Genomic DNA, 19072 nt, shown 5'->3' with positions numbered 1-19072 from the left:
TTAAAAGAAGCACATTATAAGGAGGCGAACTTGTTGAAACAATCACCGCGTGTTCTAGGAAGACCTCGCCATGATGACAAGGCTAAACCTACAAAAGATATTGTCTTGGAGACAGCGACAATGCTATTTATAAAAGATGGCTATAAAAATGTATCAATGGATGACGTAGCGAAAGCTTGTAATGTTACGAAAGCCACCATTTATTACTATTACCCAACTAAAGGGGAGTTATATACATCGGCATTAGTTGCAATGATGCAAAGAATTAGAGTCCATATTGAACGAATTTTAGAACAGCCTATCCCATTTAAAGAGCGATTAGAGCAACTTATCCAAGTCCATTTATCAGCCACTGTAGATATTGATATGAAGAACTTTATGCGAGAAGCTACAATTAATTTATCCAATGCGCAATTAAAAAAAGTGCATGCATCAGAAAATGAGATGTATAAAACGATTGAACAGACGATGCAACGGGAAATGGAAATAGGGACAATTCGTGAGGGGGATGCGGAATTTTTCGCCCATACGTTTATGGCATTAATGTCCGTTGGCTATTTTAAGGATGGCGAAGGAAAAAGACTGTTTCAAACAGTTAATGAAGCGGCAAAAGAGATTATTAATTTCTTTTGGTTATCAGTCGAAAAGTGAGAAAAATTGTAGGTAATAACATTTTTTAAAGCGTCCTTGCAGAAATAAATTAGTTGATAAACTTTCATTATTTTCCAAAACAAGCAAAAATAGAGCACTAACAGCTTAAAATGGTTTACAAATAAACTATTTTTTAAAGATTGTGCTGTAGTTGATTGAAATAATGCGCAAACAGTCTTATAATGGATGTTGTAATATCACCAAGATAAGAGATAAGGATGGAATTGTGATGCGCTTTGTGCAAAATGGAGAATATGTAACAAATCATGAAATTCGCTTTCCAGCCCTTGTGACTGGTGAATGTAAGATAATCCGCTGTAAGGACTGTTAAGAGATCGCTTAATGGTCTTTTTTACATGGAGGCAATATAAAAAATAGTATTATTGACGGCAAAGGAGAGTTCAAAAATGTCAGAAACGAATAACCAAGCACAGTCTGAACAATTAACTGTGAGTCAAGAACAATTAGATGTACTAGACCAACTATTAAAGCCTGAGGTACAAGAATCTCTAACAACTTTAGTTGAGCAATTACCGAAGCTAACTGAAATGATGACGTTATTAACTAAATCATATGAGTTCGCTCAAGCAGTTGCAACTGATGAAGTATTAAAAAGCGATACTGTTGGTGCTGTAACAGAAATGGCTGCGCCAGTAGTAGGATCAGCTAAACAACTTGCAGCTACTGCTATTGAAGCAAAAGATCGTGCTTCTGAAAGCCGTGAAGTAATCGGTTTATTTGGTCTTGTAAAAATGATCAAAGACCCACAAGTTCAAAATGTTTTCCGTTTTGTTAATGCTTTTTTACAAGTAAACGCTGAACGTAAATCTAAATAAGACCCGATATATATTCAATTTGTAAGGACGGAGGATTAATTAATCATGTCAAAAGAAATCGTCATCTTAGGTGCTGGTTACGCGGGTGTATTAACTGCATTAACAGCACGTAAGTATTTATCAGCTGATGAAGCTAAAATCACTGTAGTAAACCAATTCCCAACGCACCAAATCATCACTGAACTTCACCGTTTAGCTGGTGGTACTATTGCAGAAGGTGCAGTAGCTTTACCGCTTAAAAAAATCTTTAAAGGTTTAGATATTGATTTACAAATCGCGAAAGTAACTAAATTCAATGTAGATACTAAAAAGGTTGACCTAGATAATGGTTACACTTTAAATTATGATACATTAGTGGTTTCTTTAGGTAGCCAAACTGGTTTCTTCGGTATCCCAGGATTAGAAGAAAACTCAATGGTACTTAAGTCTGTAAACGATGCAAACAAAATCAACAAACACATCGAAGATCGCATTAAAGCATATGCACAGTCAAAAGACGAAGCTGATGCAACAATCGTTATCGGCGGTGGCGGTTTAACAGGTGTTGAACTTGTTGGTGAGATCGTGGACAACTTCCCGAAAATCGCAGCAAAACACGGTGTAAACTTTGCAGATTTAAAAATTAAATTAGTTGAAGCTGGTCCTAAAATTTTACCAGTACTTCCAGATGTACTTATTGAACGTGCAACTGAAAGTTTAGCAAAACGTGGTGTTGAATTCATCACTGGTACGCCTGTAACAGGTGTTGAAGGTAACGTAATTTCACTTAAAGACCGTGAGCCAATCGTTGCCAATACATTTATCTGGACTGGTGGTGTAGCTGCACTTCCAATCGTAGCTGAATCTGGTCTTGCTGCTGACCGTGGCAAAGCAACAATCAACGAATTCTTACAATCTACATCTCACGAAGATGTATTTGTAATCGGAGATGCTTCTGTTGCATTACCAGCTGATGGTGGACGTCCACTTTACGCACCAACTGCACAAGTTGCTTGGCAAATGGGCGAATGCGCTGGTTACAACTTATTCGCACAATATAAAAACCAAGAAATGAAACCATTCTCAGCAGTTAACTCTGGTACACTTGCAAGCTTAGGCCGCAAAGATGCAGTTGCTACTATTGGAGCTAGCAACACACAACTTAAAGGTCTTCCAGCAACACTTATGAAAGAAGCGTCTAACATTCGCTATCTTACACACATCAAAGCGCTATTTGGCTTAGTGTATTAATATTAATCATAACTAAATAAAATGCCCCGTGGATGTTAAGGTAATTAACATTGAACGGGGTGTTTTTATCATTACATAAAACTTTAAAGAGTAGAACGCAAAATATTTGGCAAATTCATTTGTTGGGTTGATATAGAATTAAATAAGATTTTGCAAATATTGTTAACTATTTAATTGTAGCGTATGCTAAAGGATATAATTAAAGTGTAGGGAGTGAGGAATACATGGGTCGCGATCGAAAGTTTAGTACGCTCGATTTATTTTTAGAATCAAAAAAATTAGTATTAGCTGTTGGTTATGAAGGATTTACGATAGCTCGGTTAGCAGAATCGTTAGAGGTTTCACGAGCAGCTATTTATAAATACTATACAAATAAAGATGAATTACTTATGGATTTTATGCTACACGAAATGGATAAAAACGTGAAAGAGTTATTATCAATCCCTGCAGATTTATCTTACCTTGACCAATTAGACGAGTTATTGCATAGTATTTTCCGTTCCAAGGATTTACATTTGCTATTAGGAATTGCTGATATTATCCCAACGTCCAATAACCCGCAAATGCTAGAAAAAAAAGAAAAGCTATCAGCAATGCATTTTAATATGTACGGGCCTTTAATGCGTATTGTCCAACAAGGAAAAGAAGAGGGCTTTGTAGATGTAGACATACCAAATGATCTTGTCCTCGGATTTATTTTTCAGAGTATTAATATTCCTAATCATAGTCAAATGGATGATGTAGAATTTATCAAATTTACGAAGTTATTAATTTTAAATGGCGTAAGAGGAAAAAATAAGTGACACATGTGTAACTAATGAGTATAATACTAGTTGCGTATGTGTACTTTTTTTTATTCCAAAGTGACACATGTGTAACTTTAAAGTTTGGAGGAGGAAATTTTCGATGTTTTTAGCTTTAAAAGAAATTAAACATGCAAAGTTACGCTACTCAATGATTACAATGATTATTGTGTTAATAGCATGGTTAACGTTTATCTTGTCTGGTCTTGGGAACGGACTTTCCACATTAAGTGCAGCTACAATAAAAAATCTTAATGCTAATTACGTAGTATATGAGGAAGGCTCAGGATCTAAATTTAGTAAATCTTTAATTTCTGCGACGTTAAAAGAAAAAATAGATTCACAAAGTGAAGTTGAAGATAGCGCATTATTTGGCTCTGCAATGGCGGCTGTTTCTAAAGAGGGTATTGATGAAAAAACCGATATTGCGCTATTGGGGATTGAAGCAGGTTCATTTATCGAACCAAAAGTCATTGAAGGTAAGAAACTAGATAAAAATATTGAAAATGGAGTTTTAGCCAATAAAACTTTACAAGACAAAGGCTATGCAATAGGTGACGAAATTAAAGTGGATAGTTCAACAATAGTACTGAAAATTGTCGGCTTTGTTGAAAATGAAACCTATAACCATTTACCGGTATTATTTAGCACGGTAGAACAATGGAGAGCTTATCAATTTGCTGCACCAGGTGCCAATAACGGCATTGAAGACGTTGTAAATGCTATAGCAATTCAGGCATCTAATTTAGATACAGATTCCTTTAGTAAAAAGATCGGTGACATAGAAACGGCAACGAAAAGTCAGGCGATTAATGGAATGCCAGGGTATATGGAAGAGAACGGGACAATTGTAATGATGCTAGTGTTTCTTATTGCTATTTCTGCATTTGTTATAGCAGTATTCTTTTATGTTTTGACGATTCAAAAGACACAACAATTTGGTGTAATGAAAGCCATTGGTGCAAAAAATAGCTTTATTACAAAAGCAATTGTGTCACAAGTGTTTGTCATTTCATTTGTAGGCATTCTTATAGGCGTCGTGCTGACATATTTAACAGCACTTGTGTTCCCGGAAGGCATGCCATTTAACTTAGATCCTACACTAGTTGTACTTTATGGTTTCGCTCTTTTACTAATTAGTGTGTTAAGTTCTTTTGTCTGTGTTCGCCAAGTGTCTAAAGTAGATCCATTAACAGCATTAGGGAGAGTGGAATAGATGCAACGTTTAGAAGTGAAAAACATGACGAAAACATATGATGAGGGCGGTTCAATTATTACGGCTCTTAACAAAGTGTCAATGGAAGTAGAGGCAGGTGAGTTAGTAGCCATTATTGGTCCTTCTGGTTCCGGGAAAAGTACATTATTATCAGCAGTTGGTGCTTTGTTACAGCCTACATCAGGTAGTGTGATTGTAAATGGTAAAAAAATTGAGGCTCTAAAGGAGAAAGAACTCTCTGAATTTCGCTTAAATGAGATAGGGTTTATTTTACAAACATCTAATTTAATACCTTATTTAAATGTGCTAGATCAACTACTTTTAGTAAAAAAAATGGCAGGCAAAGTATCAACTGCTGATCAGCAGTTTGCAAAGCAATTATTGTCAGATTTAGGGTTAGAGAAAAAGCTAAAAAAATTTCCGAATGAGTTATCCGGAGGGGAACGTCAGCGTGTAGCAATAGCCCGAGCATTTATGAATGATTCAAGTGTAATTTTAGCAGATGAACCAACAGCAAGTTTAGATTCTAAGCGCGCTTTCGAGGTTGTTCAGCTTATCTCTAATGAAGTGAAAAAGCGTAAAAAGGCGGCTATCATGGTAACGCATGATGAGCGTATGTTAACTTACTGTGACCGAATTTACCGCATGGAAGATGGTGTTTTAACACTACAATCTTAATATATAGTACTCAATATGAGAACGGCTATTTGTCTTCATTAATAAAGTTTACTTTTTCATTCGATTGATAGCCCTTACTCGTATATCGTCATTCATGGTCTACTGATTGAAGATAAGTTTTGAGCTCTGATAATAATGTCTGACAGCGAATAATGGACTCAACTGTGTTGTGAGCAGTTTCTAATGAATGATTAGCATTTTCTGCAATTGTCAGCTGATGGGAAGCAAGTTGCTGCATCCTTTCCTCGGAGAAATGCGGGTCAGCAGTTCCAATAGCTATAAATGCTCGTTGATTTGCTAAGTTTTGCATAACATGTTCAAACGATAGCGGCGGTGTTAACAGTATATAACGAGAAGGCAGTAAGGTCTCCTGCGGTATGTAATAGTCAGAAATCGGTAATGTACCAAGCGATTTACCGATATACACAGCTTCTTTGTAGGCGTTCGATTGTAAATAATATGTCACGATAGAATTCACACTGTGATAAACCATTTCTGAGATAGCTTTTGCTGGTTGGTTAAACTGATGTTGTTCAAAGGTATAACAAACTTGAACAACATCATAGCCTAATTCAAGCATTAACGAAGTAGCATAATGCAGTAGTGGTTTGTCATAGTTGTACCCTGTACCAGCGAACATAAAGCAAATTTTATCACTGTTCATATTGAAAAAATTGTAAGCGATATCGTTGTAAGTTTCTTTACTAGGTTTGATGGTCATCAAAATCCCTCCTAATCCAAAAGTATTGAAGTAATTAACTAACTATTATCAGGAAAATTTAGTTATAATTTTACTATAACAGGGAGGAGGGAATTTATGAAGGCTGTGACGATAAATGCTTTTGGACCGCCGTCAGTATTAACTGTTGTAGATTGTCCAAAACCAATGATTTCAAAAGGGGAAGTGCTCATTCGCACGTCCTATACAAGTGTAAACTTTGCTGATATAAAAAATCGAACAGGCAATAAAGCAAAAGCTAATTTTCCAATGATACTCGGTTTGGATGTAGCGGGTGTTATAGAAGAGGTATTTGATGATAGCAGTGGATTTAGCAAGGGTGACCAGGTCATTGCCTTTCCTAAAAACGGTGCGTATGCACAATATGTTGTCGCCAATGAACAGCTCGTCTTCCGCATACCAAAGGGTGTACCTCTTGAAAAGGTAGCTGCGATACCGACTGTTTTATTTTTATCTTATATGCTAACGCATCGGATTACACAAATTAGTTCTGAAGAGAGTGTGTTAATTCATGCTGCATCAGGTGGGGTTGGCACAATGCTGATACAAATGGCGAAAAATTGCGGTGCAAAAAAAATTATTGGTACTGTAAGCAATATCGAGAAAGCGCCAATTGCATATGAGCTAGGTGCACACCATGTGCTAACATATGACGATTTTAGTACGAAAGTTAATGACTATACGAATGGTCTTGGGGTCGATGTTATCTTTGATTCCATTGCAGGAACGGTTACACAAGAAGGTTTTAACTGTTTAGCTCCATTTGGTACACTTGTACAGTTTGGTAATAGTAGTGGTGAAGTGGGGCAAATCAAAACGTCGGATTTACATAGTAGCTGCCGTAATGTCAAAGGCTTTAGCTTAGGGACGACTCGAGCGTTAAAACCAGAACTGTTACAACAAGTCGCTTCGGATGTTTTTGCATTATTACAGGATGAAAGTTTCCAAGTGCCCATTGCTGCCGTGTTTAGCTTAGAGGACATGGAAAAGGCACATACCTTGATGGAGAGCCGCCAGCATCAAGGGAAAATATTAATTAAAATTGTGTGAGAATTGTGTGAGTGCCTGACACTCGCAAAGAGCCAAGGAAAACCTGTATTCCTTGGCTCTTTCTAAATTGTGTGGGAATTGTGTGAGTGCCTGGCACTATTTTAGTTTTTCGTATATTCTTCTTTTGCGGTATAGCATGATGCCTGTCTCGGCAATATCTTGCATCATCCCTTTATTGGCGTAGGCCCCGAAAATCATGCCTGCAATCGGTACCATTTGGAAAAGTTTTTTCCATCCCATTTGATCGCGATATGTGAAAAATACTTCCTGCCAACCTTGAAGCTGTGAAATCATCTTTTCAGATACATTATTGTTGCTATGCATAGAAGAGAGCTCCTCCAAAATAGCTTCTTTGCCAACAATATCAGCAGACGTAAATTGCAGACATTTCACAATGAAAATACGTTCCATTTTATCATTCGGGTCATAGCCATGAATAATTGCAATCTCTTGTAAAGTCTTTAGAGCCATTCCTAAAATAAAGGGGATATCAATTGCTAATGTGAAAATACCACCAAAACCAGTTGAGGCACCTTGGACTGTTGCCAATTTTACGCGCTCTTTTTGAAGCTGGCCACTAAGTGCAATCATCTCCTCTAAAGGAATATTGCCGATATCAGAGATTGTAAAAATATTTTGATCCGAAGAATTTTTACGGATTTTTTGAAGCATCGCTTGTTCATTGATTAAATATTTGCCACCAGATTGAATATAGCTTCCGAGCTCATCGACAAGTAAAGCTAATTTTTGTTGAATAAAAGCCGGAGTCATCTTATCTAAAATTTTAAAAGGTATTCGCCCTAATCTTTCCCAAAACCATAGCCCTTTTTGATCTTTTTCCCACGCTTCTATTTCCTGTAAATAGTTAATTAATTGCTCCTGAGTGTCCATTCGACTATTCCCCTTGTAAGTGCATTTAATTACAATACGTAAACTAGTTTAAAAAGTTTCAAGGTAACGTAAGACTATTGCCAGACAGATGCAAGCAAGGCAATGCCTTCATCAATTTCCTCTAGTGCTAATCCGCCATAGCCAATAATAATCATGCCATGTTCACTAGGTAATTGAAATGATGTAGAACAAGGATAGACGTTGATTCCTACTGCATGTGCAAGGTGAATGGCATCTTGCTCCGACAATCTTTTAGGTAATTTCACAATAATATGTAGTCCAGCATTCTCACCGATAATTTCGAATTCATCAGAGAAATAACTACGAATCGCTGCCAGTAAAGTCTGCTGTTTTTTACGGTAAATAGTGCGCATTTTTGCTAAATGTTTATCGAATAATCTTTGCGATAAAAAGTCTGCTAATACGAGCTGATCTAATTTGGAGACGATAGATTTTTGTTCCTGATAAAAGCGGATAAAGGGCTCTACAAGAGACTTAGGTAAAATCATATAGCTCATTCGTAGAGAAGGAAGCAAAGTCTTCGAAAACGTCCCAAAGTAAATGACTCGCTGAAGCTGATCCATATTTGCCAGAGATGGAATGGGAAGCCCTTTATAACGAAATTCAGAATCATAATCGTCCTCAATAATAAAAGCATCATTTAGTGTAGCCCATTGGAGTAGTGCTACACGTCGTTCCATGGACATAAACATGCCAAGTGGAAATTGATGAGCGGGTGTTGTGTATAACATGTGAATACCCTTATTCGGCACGGTAATTCCTAAGTTATCCACAGGAATAGGATGAATTGCTAAACCACATTGCTGTAAAGTAACTCGTACTCGTTTAAAGCCTGGTTCTTCTAAACCGACTTCAATTTCAGGCCCGAAAAAGTGGCATAGCGCTTGCAGTTGGCTTTGTGTACCGCTATAGACCAAAACTTGCGATGGTTCACACATAACTCCTCTGGAGCGATTGACATAGTGGGCAATTTCCTGACGTAAAGCAAATTCACCCTGCCAAGGACTTGTTGATAAAACATCCACAGTAAAGTGTTTTTTCAGCAGCTTTTGATAGGTTTTCAGAGGAAAGGCGGTTTTATCCACATGACCATTATTAAAATCAAATTTCACTGTATCTTCGCTTGTGGATAAGAAAGCGACATCTTTGCTTTGTGACTGCTGAAGCCATTCCAAATCAAATGGCGCTATATAATAGCCTGAGCGTTCTTTACTATAAATATAACCCTCTGCTAGTAATTGCTCATATGCCTCTTTAATAGTATGAACACTGACATTTAATGTTGTGGCAAGCGTGCGCTTTGAAGGTAATTGTTCGTGTGCTAAAAGTTTCTTTAAAAGTATAGCTTGTTTAATGTTTTCGTAAACCTGTACATATTTAGGCAAATGTTCTGAGAACGAAATAGCAAGTTCCATCATCTATCAACTCCCTGGTATGGCCAGAATTTTAATAATTGGTACTATCTATCATATCAAAATTACCGTTTAATAATGAAAAAGGAGTGTGGACAATGGAATTTAAAGCTTTGGAAAATGAGGTTGTTTTATTAAGACCACTAGCAAAAGAGGATATACAAGGGCTACTGAAAGCAGGCAGTTATCCAGAAATTTGGCCGTATCTATCCACAGTGATAGAAAAAGAAGCGGATGTGCATAACTTTGTGGAAAATGCGTTGACTAAAAAAGATAAAATGGAGGAGTTTCCGTTTGTCATTGTGGATAAACGTTCAGGTCAAATTATAGGTTCAACCCGTTATATGGATATAGATTGCAAACATAAAAGGCTGGAAATAGGCTCAACATGGCTTACCCCAGCAAGTTGGCGAAGTGCGGTAAATACAAATTGTAAATATTTATTACTGAGCTATTGTTTTGAAGTACTTGGTCTACAACGAGTACAAATTAAAACAGATTATGAAAATAGACGATCCCAAAAGGCAATTGAAAGGATTGGGGCAATAAAAGAAGGTGTTTTACGCAATCATATGGTACGCAAAGATGGTTCGACACGGCATACGGTCATGTATAGTATAACAATAGAAGAATGGCCCGTAGTAAAGGTACAGATGGAAAGCTTGTTAGCAAGGAAGTAACTTAAAAATGCAATAGACATTACTGTTAATTATTAAAAAAGAGTAAAAAAATGGATTTTTATTAGTCTAAAAAGCTAGTTTTCGTTAAATGATGTGTTGGCTTTGGCATTCACGGGTAGATAACATAAAATCTATTTTGAAAAGTGGGGGACTAGTATGTTAAAGCCGAAATTAACATTGCGACAAATTTACGGTGATAATGCTGTGTATACACCTCGTACGCCATATAGCGATAATCCGTGGATGATGGATGACTGCCATAAACTAGATGCTTTAACAGCAAGGGAAGTTGCCATTGCGGATATTCCTGTTTTAGTACATCGAGCGACACAAACAGAGAAGGCTCAAAAACTACATGAATTAGCGGGTTTAGATTGGGTCGAGCAACCTTATACTTACGAAACACAAGAAGAATATTTAGCGCAATTAGATGCCTGGTGTGAAGAGGGGAAAACGATTGTTTGTCAGTACTTGCATGACGCCGAGCATATGAGCCGTAATTGTTATTGGATGGATGCTGCTAAGTTTAATGAACTCAATACAAAAGCATATATTGACCACTTAATTGATAGCAAATATGTCCCAAGTCGTTTAAATATCGAATTATATAGATTATCTGATGCAATGAAAAATTGGAAGCCACCTGTTGTCCTCAAGCCAGGAGATGATTCACCCACTTCTGGTGGTTATGGCGTCATCATTTGCCAAAATCAAGATGAGTTAACAGAGGGTTTACGTCAATTTCGGATGAATGGAACGGAAAGTATTATTATTGAAGAGCTTTTACAGGCAAAAGATAATTACAGTTGTCAGTTCGTTTATAGTGAAGAGCTAGGTATACAGTATTTAGGTGCTTCTCAACAAATGACAGATGATAATGGTATCTATGAAGGAAATGTTATTGTAGAAAAAGTACCAGAAAAGGTCATCGAAGTAGGTCGTCATATTATGGAACGTGGTGTAGCAGAAGGATTTGTCGGTGTGGCAGGTTTTGATTTAATTGTAACAGAGGCTGGAGATGTGCAAGCAATTGATCTGAACTTCCGCCAAAACGGTTCGACTTCTATGTTAATGTTCCATGAAGCATTAGGTAAACCTGTTAATAAATTTGCTACCTATGCAGCAAAAGATGTGAAGGATAATGAAACATTCTATCAAAAAATTGAACAATATATTAAACAAGGTGTTCTATTTCCACTAGCATTTTATGATGGGGACTACTATGACAATAAAGTAGAATCGCGATTTGTTGGTGTTTGGTATGCAGACACATTAGAAGAAATCGAAGAACTCGAACAGCAATTGCTGTAATGAAAAGTTTAAAATTATGTGAGTGCCTGGCACTAGGTTTTGGAAGCCGCAACCCCCGCTGTTATGCGGTTTGTTGCGGCTTCGATTCGTTTTAGCTTATAAATTGTGTGAGTGCCTGGCACTTAATCTACCATTCTTTTTTTGTAGATTAAGCCTGTGGCAATCCAAGCGATTGCTGACCAAGCAATAATCGTAACGATAGGAATAATGTAGTCCATCGAAGAGTAGCTACCTTCTAAAGCATCTGCTAAAAGGATGAGTTGGGCACTTGGAAGCCACTTTGCAATTTCTAACACTGGATAGACAGAGGCTAGTGCTAAAGCGAACGGGCCAAATGAGAAGATAAACATGACAGGCAGCACGATAATAGATGCTTCCATTATGGTTTTGGCAAACAAGCCACATAATGTTCCAAGGGCGATATAGAAAATAATTGAAAGTAATAGGGCGATAGCTAAAATGAAAAGATTAGCCGGCTCGTAACCAACAAGGTAAATGGACAAACCTACTATAACAATCGTCACAATGGAGACGAATAGACTTTTTCCTATTAAAATATCTGCAAGTGAAGCGGGAGACAGCATTAAACTGCGAAGCGTATTTTTCTCTTTTTCTTCGGCAATCAAGCAACATTGTACATAAGCAGTAACACCTGCAAAGGCTAAATTTATCGGTAAAAAATAAGCGTCAATATTATTAGTGCCCATTTTATTGTAAGCAAAAGCTAAAATAAGCGGTAAAAAAATCATCACAGATACTGCGTAATTTCTGGAAAATTCCTTGTAATCCTTCATAAAGATGGCTTGAATACGAGACATAGAAATATTCATATTAAATCACTCCCTGTTATTTGCATAAAAATATCGCCTAAAGTTGGTTCATTTGTATAAATACGTGCAACAGCATTAGCTTGCATCCAATCATAGAGTTTCTGCGCATCTTGAGCGCCATTTTGAATCGTTTCACTTTGCCCATTGGTTAATTCGACCGTAAAGGTTTCGTCTCCAAATTCCTGTTTTAACTGCTTAGGAGAACCAATTGCACGAATCTTTCCCTGATGTAAAAAAGCAACACGATCACAAAGTATTTCTGCCTCGCCCATATCATGTGTCGTTAAAAAAATAGTTGTCCCCAAGGCATTTAATTTTCGTAAGCCATTATAAATATGCTGTGTATTGACAGGGTCGAGCGCTGAAGTGGGCTCATCTAAAAATAATAATTCCGGTTTATGCATAATGGCACGCGCTAATGTAACACGCTGAATCATCCCTTTAGAAAGTTGATTTACTTTCTTTTTCCGCTCAGCATAAAGGTTCACAAAATCTAACGCCTCTTTTACTGCTGTATTTGGCAAGTGATATAAGCTACTATAAAGTAATAAATTTTCCTCTATTGAAAGCCGTGTATATAGTCCGCTATTATCTGTTAAAATGCCAAAGCGTTGGCGGTTTTGACTGGTTTTCATTTCACTGGCAGGTCGATTAAATAAAGAAACTTCTCCAGCAGTTTTTTCTGTTTGTGCAGTTAAAATTTTAATTGTCGTCGTTTTCCCGGAGCCGCTTGGACCGAGGAAACCAAATATTTCTCCTTTTTTAATAGTGAAGGAAACATCCTGTAATGCTGTCTCCTTATGAAAGACCTTTTTTAAATGTTGTACATCAATGACTGTCTCCATATGTAACCTCCTGTGGTTGTTGATATCTCCACTTTAAGGCACGATGCGAAACGAAACATTAAATTACAGGTGAGAGGCGGAAAAATAAGCTTCACAGGAGCAATATCCTGCTGACAGGAGTCGTTTATTTCCTGGGAAATCTACTATATTCCGAGTATTTCTTTTAAATCTGCTAGTTTATTTTTCGACAAAGGTACTACTGTTTTTTCATTGCTGTTTAACGTAAGACTGTAGCTGTTACGGGTCCAAGTAATGATTTCACGTACTTTTTGGAGGTTCACGATATAAGAACGATGACTTCTGAAAAAGCCGAATGGTGTCAATTTTTGCTCTAAGTCAGTTAATGATAACGTACAAGGATAGGATTCACCGGCTACATAGACGAAAACGTTACCTTCTACACTTTCGATATAGTCAATTTCAGGTGGATTAAACAAAATTAATTTGTCATTCTTTTTTGTAGGAATTTTATCGAGTTTAATGGCAATATTTTCGCTTGAAGGGGGAGATGCCCCTGTGTCTTCCTCTTTAAGATCGAGTGGATGCAGACCTATAGCGTCTAATCTGTATATTTCGTTGCACGAAATGAGTAAGTCCTCCAAATTATTAGAAAGTAAAAGTATGGATTTTCCTTGTTTTTGCAGTGCAATTAATAATTGCTGAACGCTATGCTTAGAAAATTCATCGAGATTTTGAAAAGGCTCCTCAATAATTTGATTATGTGCAGTATTAAGATATGTATGGAGCAGTTTCAAGCGTTGCTTCTCGCCATTTTGGAGTTTATTTATTTTCGTATTTTTTTGTTCGGTTAGAGCTAAGAGCTTTAAGATGGCATCTTTGCTGTTTAAAGGCACTGTAAAAAGCTTAAAACAGAATTGAATATACTCCATTACTGTTAGCCGCTCATATAATGCATTTTCTCGCACATGACTATATGAATTAGGTTGCTTTAAAAACCACTGCATTAATGGCTGAATCTTTGCTACGTCAGTATAAATGCCAATGATACTAGCAGACTGTAATGGCAGTTGGAAACTAGGGTAAATAATATTACCTGCTTCGCTATAAGGTTCGATAACAATCTTTTCAATTTGAGTCATTCTAAGTCCTCCCGAAAGCTTTTGCTGCGTAAAAAACGCAAAATTTCAGATTGTGCCTGTTGATAACTTTGTTGACAATAATTTAAGTTGTTGTCATCCATAAAACCATGATTGCCAGAAAATTGACTTACTTGAACATTAGGCAATTTCTCTAGTCCATGCTTTAATTCATTGACATCAAAGCTTTTCTCGTTATTTGGCAATATGACAAGCGTTGGGCATGTGGGATGTATGTCCATATATTGACGGATTCTTGAACCATATAAGCAAATAATACGATCTATTGGATAAGTAGATAGTCTCCAAGCTAATGTTGCGCCCACACTAAATCCCATTACAACTACTTCCTGATAGTGATTTTTAGCTTCCATTAGGAGGGTTGTTAGCTTTTGAAGGGGTTTATCAAAACCGATTTCTTGTATGTAGTAGTCATAAGCTTCCTTTTCCTGATTATATGTAAATACTTCTGCGTTTTGATAAAGTGAGATGCATTCGACGCTCGTATTCGCATCACTATACGTTCGCGCTTGTTTTTTTATAAAATCATTAACTCCGTAAATCTCATGTAAAATAAAAATTTTTCTGCGCATTGCTTTCTCCTATATCTTTTTCCATTAGTGTAACAAAAAGTAATAGAAGCGTACATTTTATGTTTTTCTTCACTTCGAAGAGAAACCTATAAGTAATGGACATAGCTTTTTCTTTTTTGGACAACCTAATTTAGAAATAATAGCATGAGGTGATGATCATGATTGTGGAGAGGTCGTCCGATTGGCAAGAAGGATTTATAAGCAGGCTTGAAAATCTAGAAAATTGGCATAGTTGGACATTATATAACATGAACTATGAAATTGTGAAAATGAATTTAATTCCGGAATTTACTGGTTTGCAAGCACCTAAGTTTTTACCGAAGCTAACGCCACTTGCCCATCAGCTAGAAGCCGCTCAAACCGTTATAGAACAAATGAATGGTAAAGCGATATTGGCGGATGAGGTGGGGCTTGGTAAAACAATTGAAGCAGGATTAATATTAAAGGAATATTTAATACGAGGGCTCGTAAAAAAAGCATTAATTCTAGCACCTGCATCGCTTATTAATCAATGGATGGAAGAATTAAATCAAAAATTCCACATACCTGCTATTGCTTATAAAAAAAATTGCCCAATTGAGCGTTACGATATTGTTATTATGAGCATGGATACAGCAAAAAAAAGCCCACATAAAGAACTTATTTATGCCCAAGATTATGACATGATCATTATTGACGAGGCGCATAAGTTAAAAAATCATAAAACCCAAATTTACGAATTTGTACAAGGGTTAAAGAAGAAGTTTTGCTTATTATTAACGGCAACACCGATTCAAAATGATGTGTTCGAGCTTTATTATCTTATTTCATTGCTCAAACCAGGTCATCTGGGAAATTATGAAACATTCCAATCTGCATTTTCCGCAAGTAAGCATGACTTACAGCACGATGATTATTTAAAGGAACTAGTCAATCAGGTAATGGTACGAAATAGACGAGAAGATACAGGTGTTGAGTGGACAAAACGCCGTGTTCAAATTGTGCCCATCCATTTTAGCCCGGAAGAAATGGAAGTCTATCAATTACTTGGCTCCCTTACAGCAACAGCCTCGTTTTCATTAATTACATTGCAAAAAGAAATGTGTAGTAGCAAAGAAGCAACCGCATTAACGTTATCCAATATGCTTGAAAATAGTGAGGAACGGGAAGAGTTAGAAGCCATTCTAGCAAAGGTTATGGCATTAGAAGTAAATTCTAAGGCTGTTAAGACACTTGAAATTATCGAACAGGCTAAGGATAAAGTCATTATTTTTACAGAATACCGTGCAACTCAAATATATTTACAGTGGTATTTACATTCTCATGGTATTACGAGTGTGCTGTTTAATGGTAAGTTCAATAAAAATAAGCGTGATTACATGAAGCACTTGTTTAAAGAAAAAGCGCAAGTACTAATTGCCACAGAAGCAGGTGGGGAAGGGATTAACTTGCAATTTTGCCACCATGTAATTAACTACGATCTGCCTTGGAACCCAATGAAGTTAGAGCAACGGATAGGGCGTGTTCACCGTTTAGGACAAGAACATGATGTCCATATTTATAATCTTGCAGTAGAAGACACAATTGAAAAAGATATATTGGCATTATTGCATACAAAAATTGATGTTTTTGAAAAGGTAGTTGGAGATCTAGATGCGATTTTAACGAATTTCAAAAAATCCGTTTAACAAAAGAAAAAACCAAGCATTGGCGGATGTCCCAGATGACAATAGAAAAGCAAGTTAGGATGTAATGAACGCCAAGGCGTAATGATATTGTAAGGGGAGAGGGGCATGTATCCACAACAGGTTCACAATTATTTACGACAATTTTTCTTAGAAAATGAATGTAGTATGGTATACGAGGATGAGCATTACCTAACAGTACAATTAACGATTGCAATGGATAAAAGAATTATGAATCGCCCTTTTTACTGGCAATACGTAGAAGCTACAAATGGTGAACCTAACCCTGCACAAGTGACATTCATTACAGATCAAAATGCATTGTCGGGGAAAATTCTTGGGGAAGTTGTGCATTTTGGATCACCGCGGCTCAATCAAATTTTTCAAGCAACGAGAGAACTAGGTGCCTTTGTTCAAATGTTTCAAAAGGTTGATCCGGCTTTAGGTCAAGTTATGCTTACGCCATGGCTTGGCGTAAACTATAAAGTTTCGTATTGCTGCGATCGAACGAAAGAAATGCTCTACTCTTTTGGCATCAACTTATTAACAGGTACGATTAATGAACATTTCCATGAAACAATCAATAAATTCGATTGGGAGTTAACGCAGTCAGAAGATGCATTTTATGTACAATATATCATTAAACCTGTACGAGCATTGCAACGCTTGGATGAAGCGATAGATGCCATTATTCAACAGGATGACCATAGTTGGGCTGAACAAGCTAAAAAAAGATGGCAAAGAGCACAACGCGTATTAGACTATTTTTATGAAGATGTAGAAGAAAAACCAGAATGTTACGAAATAGAAAAAATGGCTTTAGAAGAACAATATGATGCCAAAATTAAGATAGACATTATTAATGGTGGGTTATTTTACATGAGGTAACATTGAGGAAGCCGCAACGATTGCTCGTGCGAATCGTTGCGGCTTTCGTTTTATGCTGTTCTTAAAATTCTTTAGTCGTTTTCCACGATATTTTGCAATTGTGCCAACTTATTATCCCAAAATAAATGGAAGTATTGTAACCAATCTTCAATTTCCTTTAACCGGTCGGTGTGTAAAGTGTATACTTTTTCTCGGCCTTTTTTTTGGGCAGATACCAGCTTGGCTTGCTCTAATATGTGTAAATGTTTGACGACAGCTGTGCGACTAATTGTAAAATGCTCCGAAATAACAGCAATTGGTTTATCGCTTGCTGCTAGTAGTTGCAATACATGCCGTCTTGTTGGATCGGCAATTGCTTGGAAAACATCATATTTTTCCGCAAGCTGTGTCATTTTGCTTCTGCAATTTCTTTTAATTTTTTGCCTACAAGCATTGTCCAACCGCCATCCATATTTTTTCGAACAGCTTCAGCTGGCATGTTTGCCTTTGGAATGATATGAGATGCTTCTTTCCAGCCACCATGCGTAAGTGTAAACTCTGTTTGTTCCCCAATTTGCTTTAACTCAAATGTTACATACCAACCATCTGTATCCCATGCAAAACGTACAAAATGTGGTGCTTCTACTTTTTCTACTTTACATGGCGAAGGTCCAAATGGAGATTGTAGTGAAAATTCATGTCCCTCGACAGCTTTAAAATCGTTTGGCATAAACCAAGAGCCAAGTTTTTCGGCATCTGTCACCGTCTCCCATACTTTATCAATCGGTGCATTTAACATAACCGTTTTTATAATATTTTGTAGTTGTTCAGGCATTGTATAAGCTCCTTTATTATAAATATAACCATAAGGTGTTACAAATATATAACACCTTATGGTTATATGTCAATCACAATGGATATGGGAACTTCTATCTTTTTTAAAAGGAATACGTATGGTAGAATTATTTTTATAATTTTCAGACGTTTCGGAGGTGGTTGGCGTGGAGAATATCCCGATGTTTTTATTAATGTGTATTTTATTAATTATTTTGCCTGGTCCCGATACTGCAATTGCGACGAAAAATACATTAACAGTGAATAAAAAGGGTGGGTTGCAAACAATAATTGGCTCATGCTGTGGGTTATTTATTCATACTTTAGCAGCAGTCATTGGCCTTTCTGCAATTATTGTAAAATCGGCTTATATCTTTGCAATTTTAAAATACGTTGGTGCAGTGTATTTGTGCTATTTAGGTATTAAAACATTATGGACATTAAAAACGATTCGCTCGCAGTCGCCGGTAGTCAATGATGACACACAAATCGATAATAAATATGATCACCAATCGTGCTTTAAACAAGGTTTCTTCACCAATGTTACAAATCCAAAGGTAGCTGTGTTTTTTTTAACGTTTTTGCCACAGTTTGTGGACGGTTCAAACGGCACATTTTTCCCATTTTTACTGATGGGCCTTATTTATACTGCTTTAACGGCAATGTGGTTTATCTTCTATGTTTATTTACTAGATAAAATTAGCGCCTTTATGAAGAAGCCGGTAACAAAAGCGGTAATTGAAGGCTTAACAGGAACGGTATTAATAGCATTCGGCATTAAATTAGCATTAGAGAAGGCTAACTAACATTAAGGTGCCAGGCAC

At 36.8% G+C, this 19072-nt stretch carries 21 protein-coding genes; 12 read left to right on the top strand and 9 right to left on the bottom strand.

Annotated elements, in window-relative coordinates:
• Positions 1-33: 33 nt before the first annotated feature.
• The 6 genes from ACIQXI_RS16700 to ACIQXI_RS16675 all read left to right on the top strand — a co-directional run bounded on the left by ACIQXI_RS16700 (position 34) and on the right by ACIQXI_RS16675 (position 5414).
• Positions 34-651, top strand: a complete 618-nt coding sequence (locus ACIQXI_RS16700; protein ID WP_402927158.1) for a TetR/AcrR family transcriptional regulator — start codon at positions 34-36, stop codon at positions 649-651.
• A gap of 407 nt (positions 652-1058) precedes the next feature.
• Positions 1059-1487, top strand: coding sequence for a helical membrane plugin domain-containing protein (locus ACIQXI_RS16695; protein WP_402927156.1), 429 nt, complete (start codon positions 1059-1061; stop codon positions 1485-1487).
• 45 nt (positions 1488-1532) lie between these two features.
• The gene (locus tag ACIQXI_RS16690) at positions 1533-2717 is read left to right on the top strand and encodes an NAD(P)/FAD-dependent oxidoreductase (RefSeq protein WP_402927153.1); all 1185 of its coding nucleotides are present in this window, start codon (positions 1533-1535) and stop codon (positions 2715-2717) included.
• Positions 2718-2941: 224 nt separating this feature from the next.
• On the top strand, positions 2942-3520 hold the full coding sequence (locus ACIQXI_RS16685) for a TetR/AcrR family transcriptional regulator (RefSeq protein ID WP_402927150.1): 579 nt from the start codon (positions 2942-2944) through the stop codon (positions 3518-3520).
• Between the two features lie 103 nt (positions 3521-3623).
• Positions 3624-4736, top strand: coding sequence for an ABC transporter permease (locus tag ACIQXI_RS16680; protein WP_402927147.1), 1113 nt, complete (start codon positions 3624-3626; stop codon positions 4734-4736).
• Complete coding sequence (locus ACIQXI_RS16675) at positions 4737-5414, top strand: ABC transporter ATP-binding protein (protein ID WP_402927145.1); 678 nt, start codon at positions 4737-4739, stop codon at positions 5412-5414.
• Positions 5415-5502: 88 nt separating this feature from the next.
• Here ACIQXI_RS16675 and ACIQXI_RS16670 read toward each other — a convergent pair whose 3' ends face one another.
• A complete protein-coding gene (locus tag ACIQXI_RS16670) occupies positions 5503-6135 on the bottom strand; it encodes a hypothetical protein (RefSeq protein ID WP_402927142.1) in 633 nt (210 codons plus the stop codon).
• A gap of 96 nt (positions 6136-6231) precedes the next feature.
• Between ACIQXI_RS16670 and ACIQXI_RS16665 the strand changes: the two genes are divergently transcribed.
• Positions 6232-7203, top strand: a complete 972-nt coding sequence (locus ACIQXI_RS16665; RefSeq protein ID WP_402927140.1) for a quinone oxidoreductase family protein — start codon at positions 6232-6234, stop codon at positions 7201-7203.
• Positions 7204-7299: 96 nt separating this feature from the next.
• On the opposite strand, the gene ACIQXI_RS16660 is transcribed toward ACIQXI_RS16665, so the two are convergent.
• Complete coding sequence (locus ACIQXI_RS16660) at positions 7300-8094, bottom strand: EcsC family protein (protein ID WP_402927138.1); 795 nt, start codon at positions 8092-8094, stop codon at positions 7300-7302.
• A 74-nt stretch (positions 8095-8168) separates the two neighbouring features.
• Positions 8169-9533, bottom strand: coding sequence for a MocR-like pyridoxine biosynthesis transcription factor PdxR (pdxR, locus tag ACIQXI_RS16655; RefSeq protein ID WP_402927135.1), 1365 nt, complete (start codon positions 9531-9533; stop codon positions 8169-8171).
• 92 nt (positions 9534-9625) lie between these two features.
• Between pdxR and ACIQXI_RS16650 the strand changes: the two genes are divergently transcribed.
• Positions 9626-10207 carry a GNAT family N-acetyltransferase gene (locus tag ACIQXI_RS16650; protein WP_402927133.1) on the top strand — a complete coding sequence of 194 codons (582 nt, stop codon included), beginning with the start codon at positions 9626-9628 and terminating at the stop codon, positions 10205-10207.
• A gap of 156 nt (positions 10208-10363) precedes the next feature.
• On the top strand, positions 10364-11518 hold the full coding sequence (ldmS, locus tag ACIQXI_RS16645; RefSeq protein WP_402927131.1) for an L-aspartate--L-methionine ligase LdmS: 1155 nt from the start codon (positions 10364-10366) through the stop codon (positions 11516-11518).
• A 122-nt stretch (positions 11519-11640) separates the two neighbouring features.
• Here ldmS and ACIQXI_RS16640 read toward each other — a convergent pair whose 3' ends face one another.
• From ACIQXI_RS16640 to ACIQXI_RS16625, 4 genes are all read right to left on the bottom strand, one after another.
• The gene (locus ACIQXI_RS16640) at positions 11641-12348 is read right to left on the bottom strand and encodes an ABC transporter permease (protein ID WP_402927129.1); all 708 of its coding nucleotides are present in this window, start codon (positions 12346-12348) and stop codon (positions 11641-11643) included.
• Positions 12345-13193 carry an ABC transporter ATP-binding protein gene (locus tag ACIQXI_RS16635; RefSeq protein ID WP_402927127.1) on the bottom strand — a complete coding sequence of 283 codons (849 nt, stop codon included), beginning with the start codon at positions 13191-13193 and terminating at the stop codon, positions 12345-12347. The genes ACIQXI_RS16640 and ACIQXI_RS16635 overlap by 4 nt, the downstream gene beginning before the upstream one ends.
• Before the next feature lie 143 nt (positions 13194-13336).
• Entirely contained in the window at positions 13337-14293 is a 957-nt protein-coding gene (locus tag ACIQXI_RS16630; protein ID WP_402927124.1) for a LytTR family transcriptional regulator DNA-binding domain-containing protein, read from the bottom strand.
• Positions 14290-14883: a dienelactone hydrolase family protein gene (locus ACIQXI_RS16625; protein ID WP_402927123.1), complete on the bottom strand. Its 594-nt coding sequence runs from the start codon at positions 14881-14883 to the stop codon at positions 14290-14292. Before ACIQXI_RS16625 ends, ACIQXI_RS16630 begins: the two co-directional genes overlap by 4 nt.
• 152 nt (positions 14884-15035) lie before the next feature.
• On the opposite strand from ACIQXI_RS16625, the gene ACIQXI_RS16620 reads away from it, so the two are divergent.
• Positions 15036-16550: a DEAD/DEAH box helicase gene (locus ACIQXI_RS16620; protein WP_402927121.1), complete on the top strand. Its 1515-nt coding sequence runs from the start codon at positions 15036-15038 to the stop codon at positions 16548-16550.
• A gap of 105 nt (positions 16551-16655) precedes the next feature.
• On the top strand, positions 16656-17435 hold the full coding sequence (locus ACIQXI_RS16615) for a YqhG family protein (protein ID WP_402927119.1): 780 nt from the start codon (positions 16656-16658) through the stop codon (positions 17433-17435).
• Between the two features lie 71 nt (positions 17436-17506).
• Here ACIQXI_RS16615 and ACIQXI_RS16610 read toward each other — a convergent pair whose 3' ends face one another.
• Together ACIQXI_RS16610 and ACIQXI_RS16605 are read right to left on the bottom strand one after the other, a co-directional pair.
• Positions 17507-17827 carry an ArsR/SmtB family transcription factor gene (locus tag ACIQXI_RS16610; RefSeq protein WP_402927116.1) on the bottom strand — a complete coding sequence of 107 codons (321 nt, stop codon included), beginning with the start codon at positions 17825-17827 and terminating at the stop codon, positions 17507-17509.
• Entirely contained in the window at positions 17824-18249 is a 426-nt protein-coding gene (locus ACIQXI_RS16605) for an SRPBCC family protein (RefSeq protein WP_402927113.1), read from the bottom strand. Before ACIQXI_RS16605 ends, ACIQXI_RS16610 begins: the two co-directional genes overlap by 4 nt.
• A 181-nt stretch (positions 18250-18430) precedes the next feature.
• On the opposite strand from ACIQXI_RS16605, the gene ACIQXI_RS16600 reads away from it, so the two are divergent.
• Complete coding sequence (locus ACIQXI_RS16600; RefSeq protein WP_402927111.1) at positions 18431-19054, top strand: LysE family translocator; 624 nt, start codon at positions 18431-18433, stop codon at positions 19052-19054.
• The last annotated feature ends 18 nt before the right edge of the window (positions 19055-19072 follow it).

This window comes from Lysinibacillus sp. NPDC097195 (genome assembly GCF_044762075.1).
Taxonomy (GTDB): Bacteria; Bacillota; Bacilli; order Bacillales_A; family Planococcaceae; genus Lysinibacillus.
This window is presented reverse-complemented; position numbering and strand designations above follow the sequence as displayed.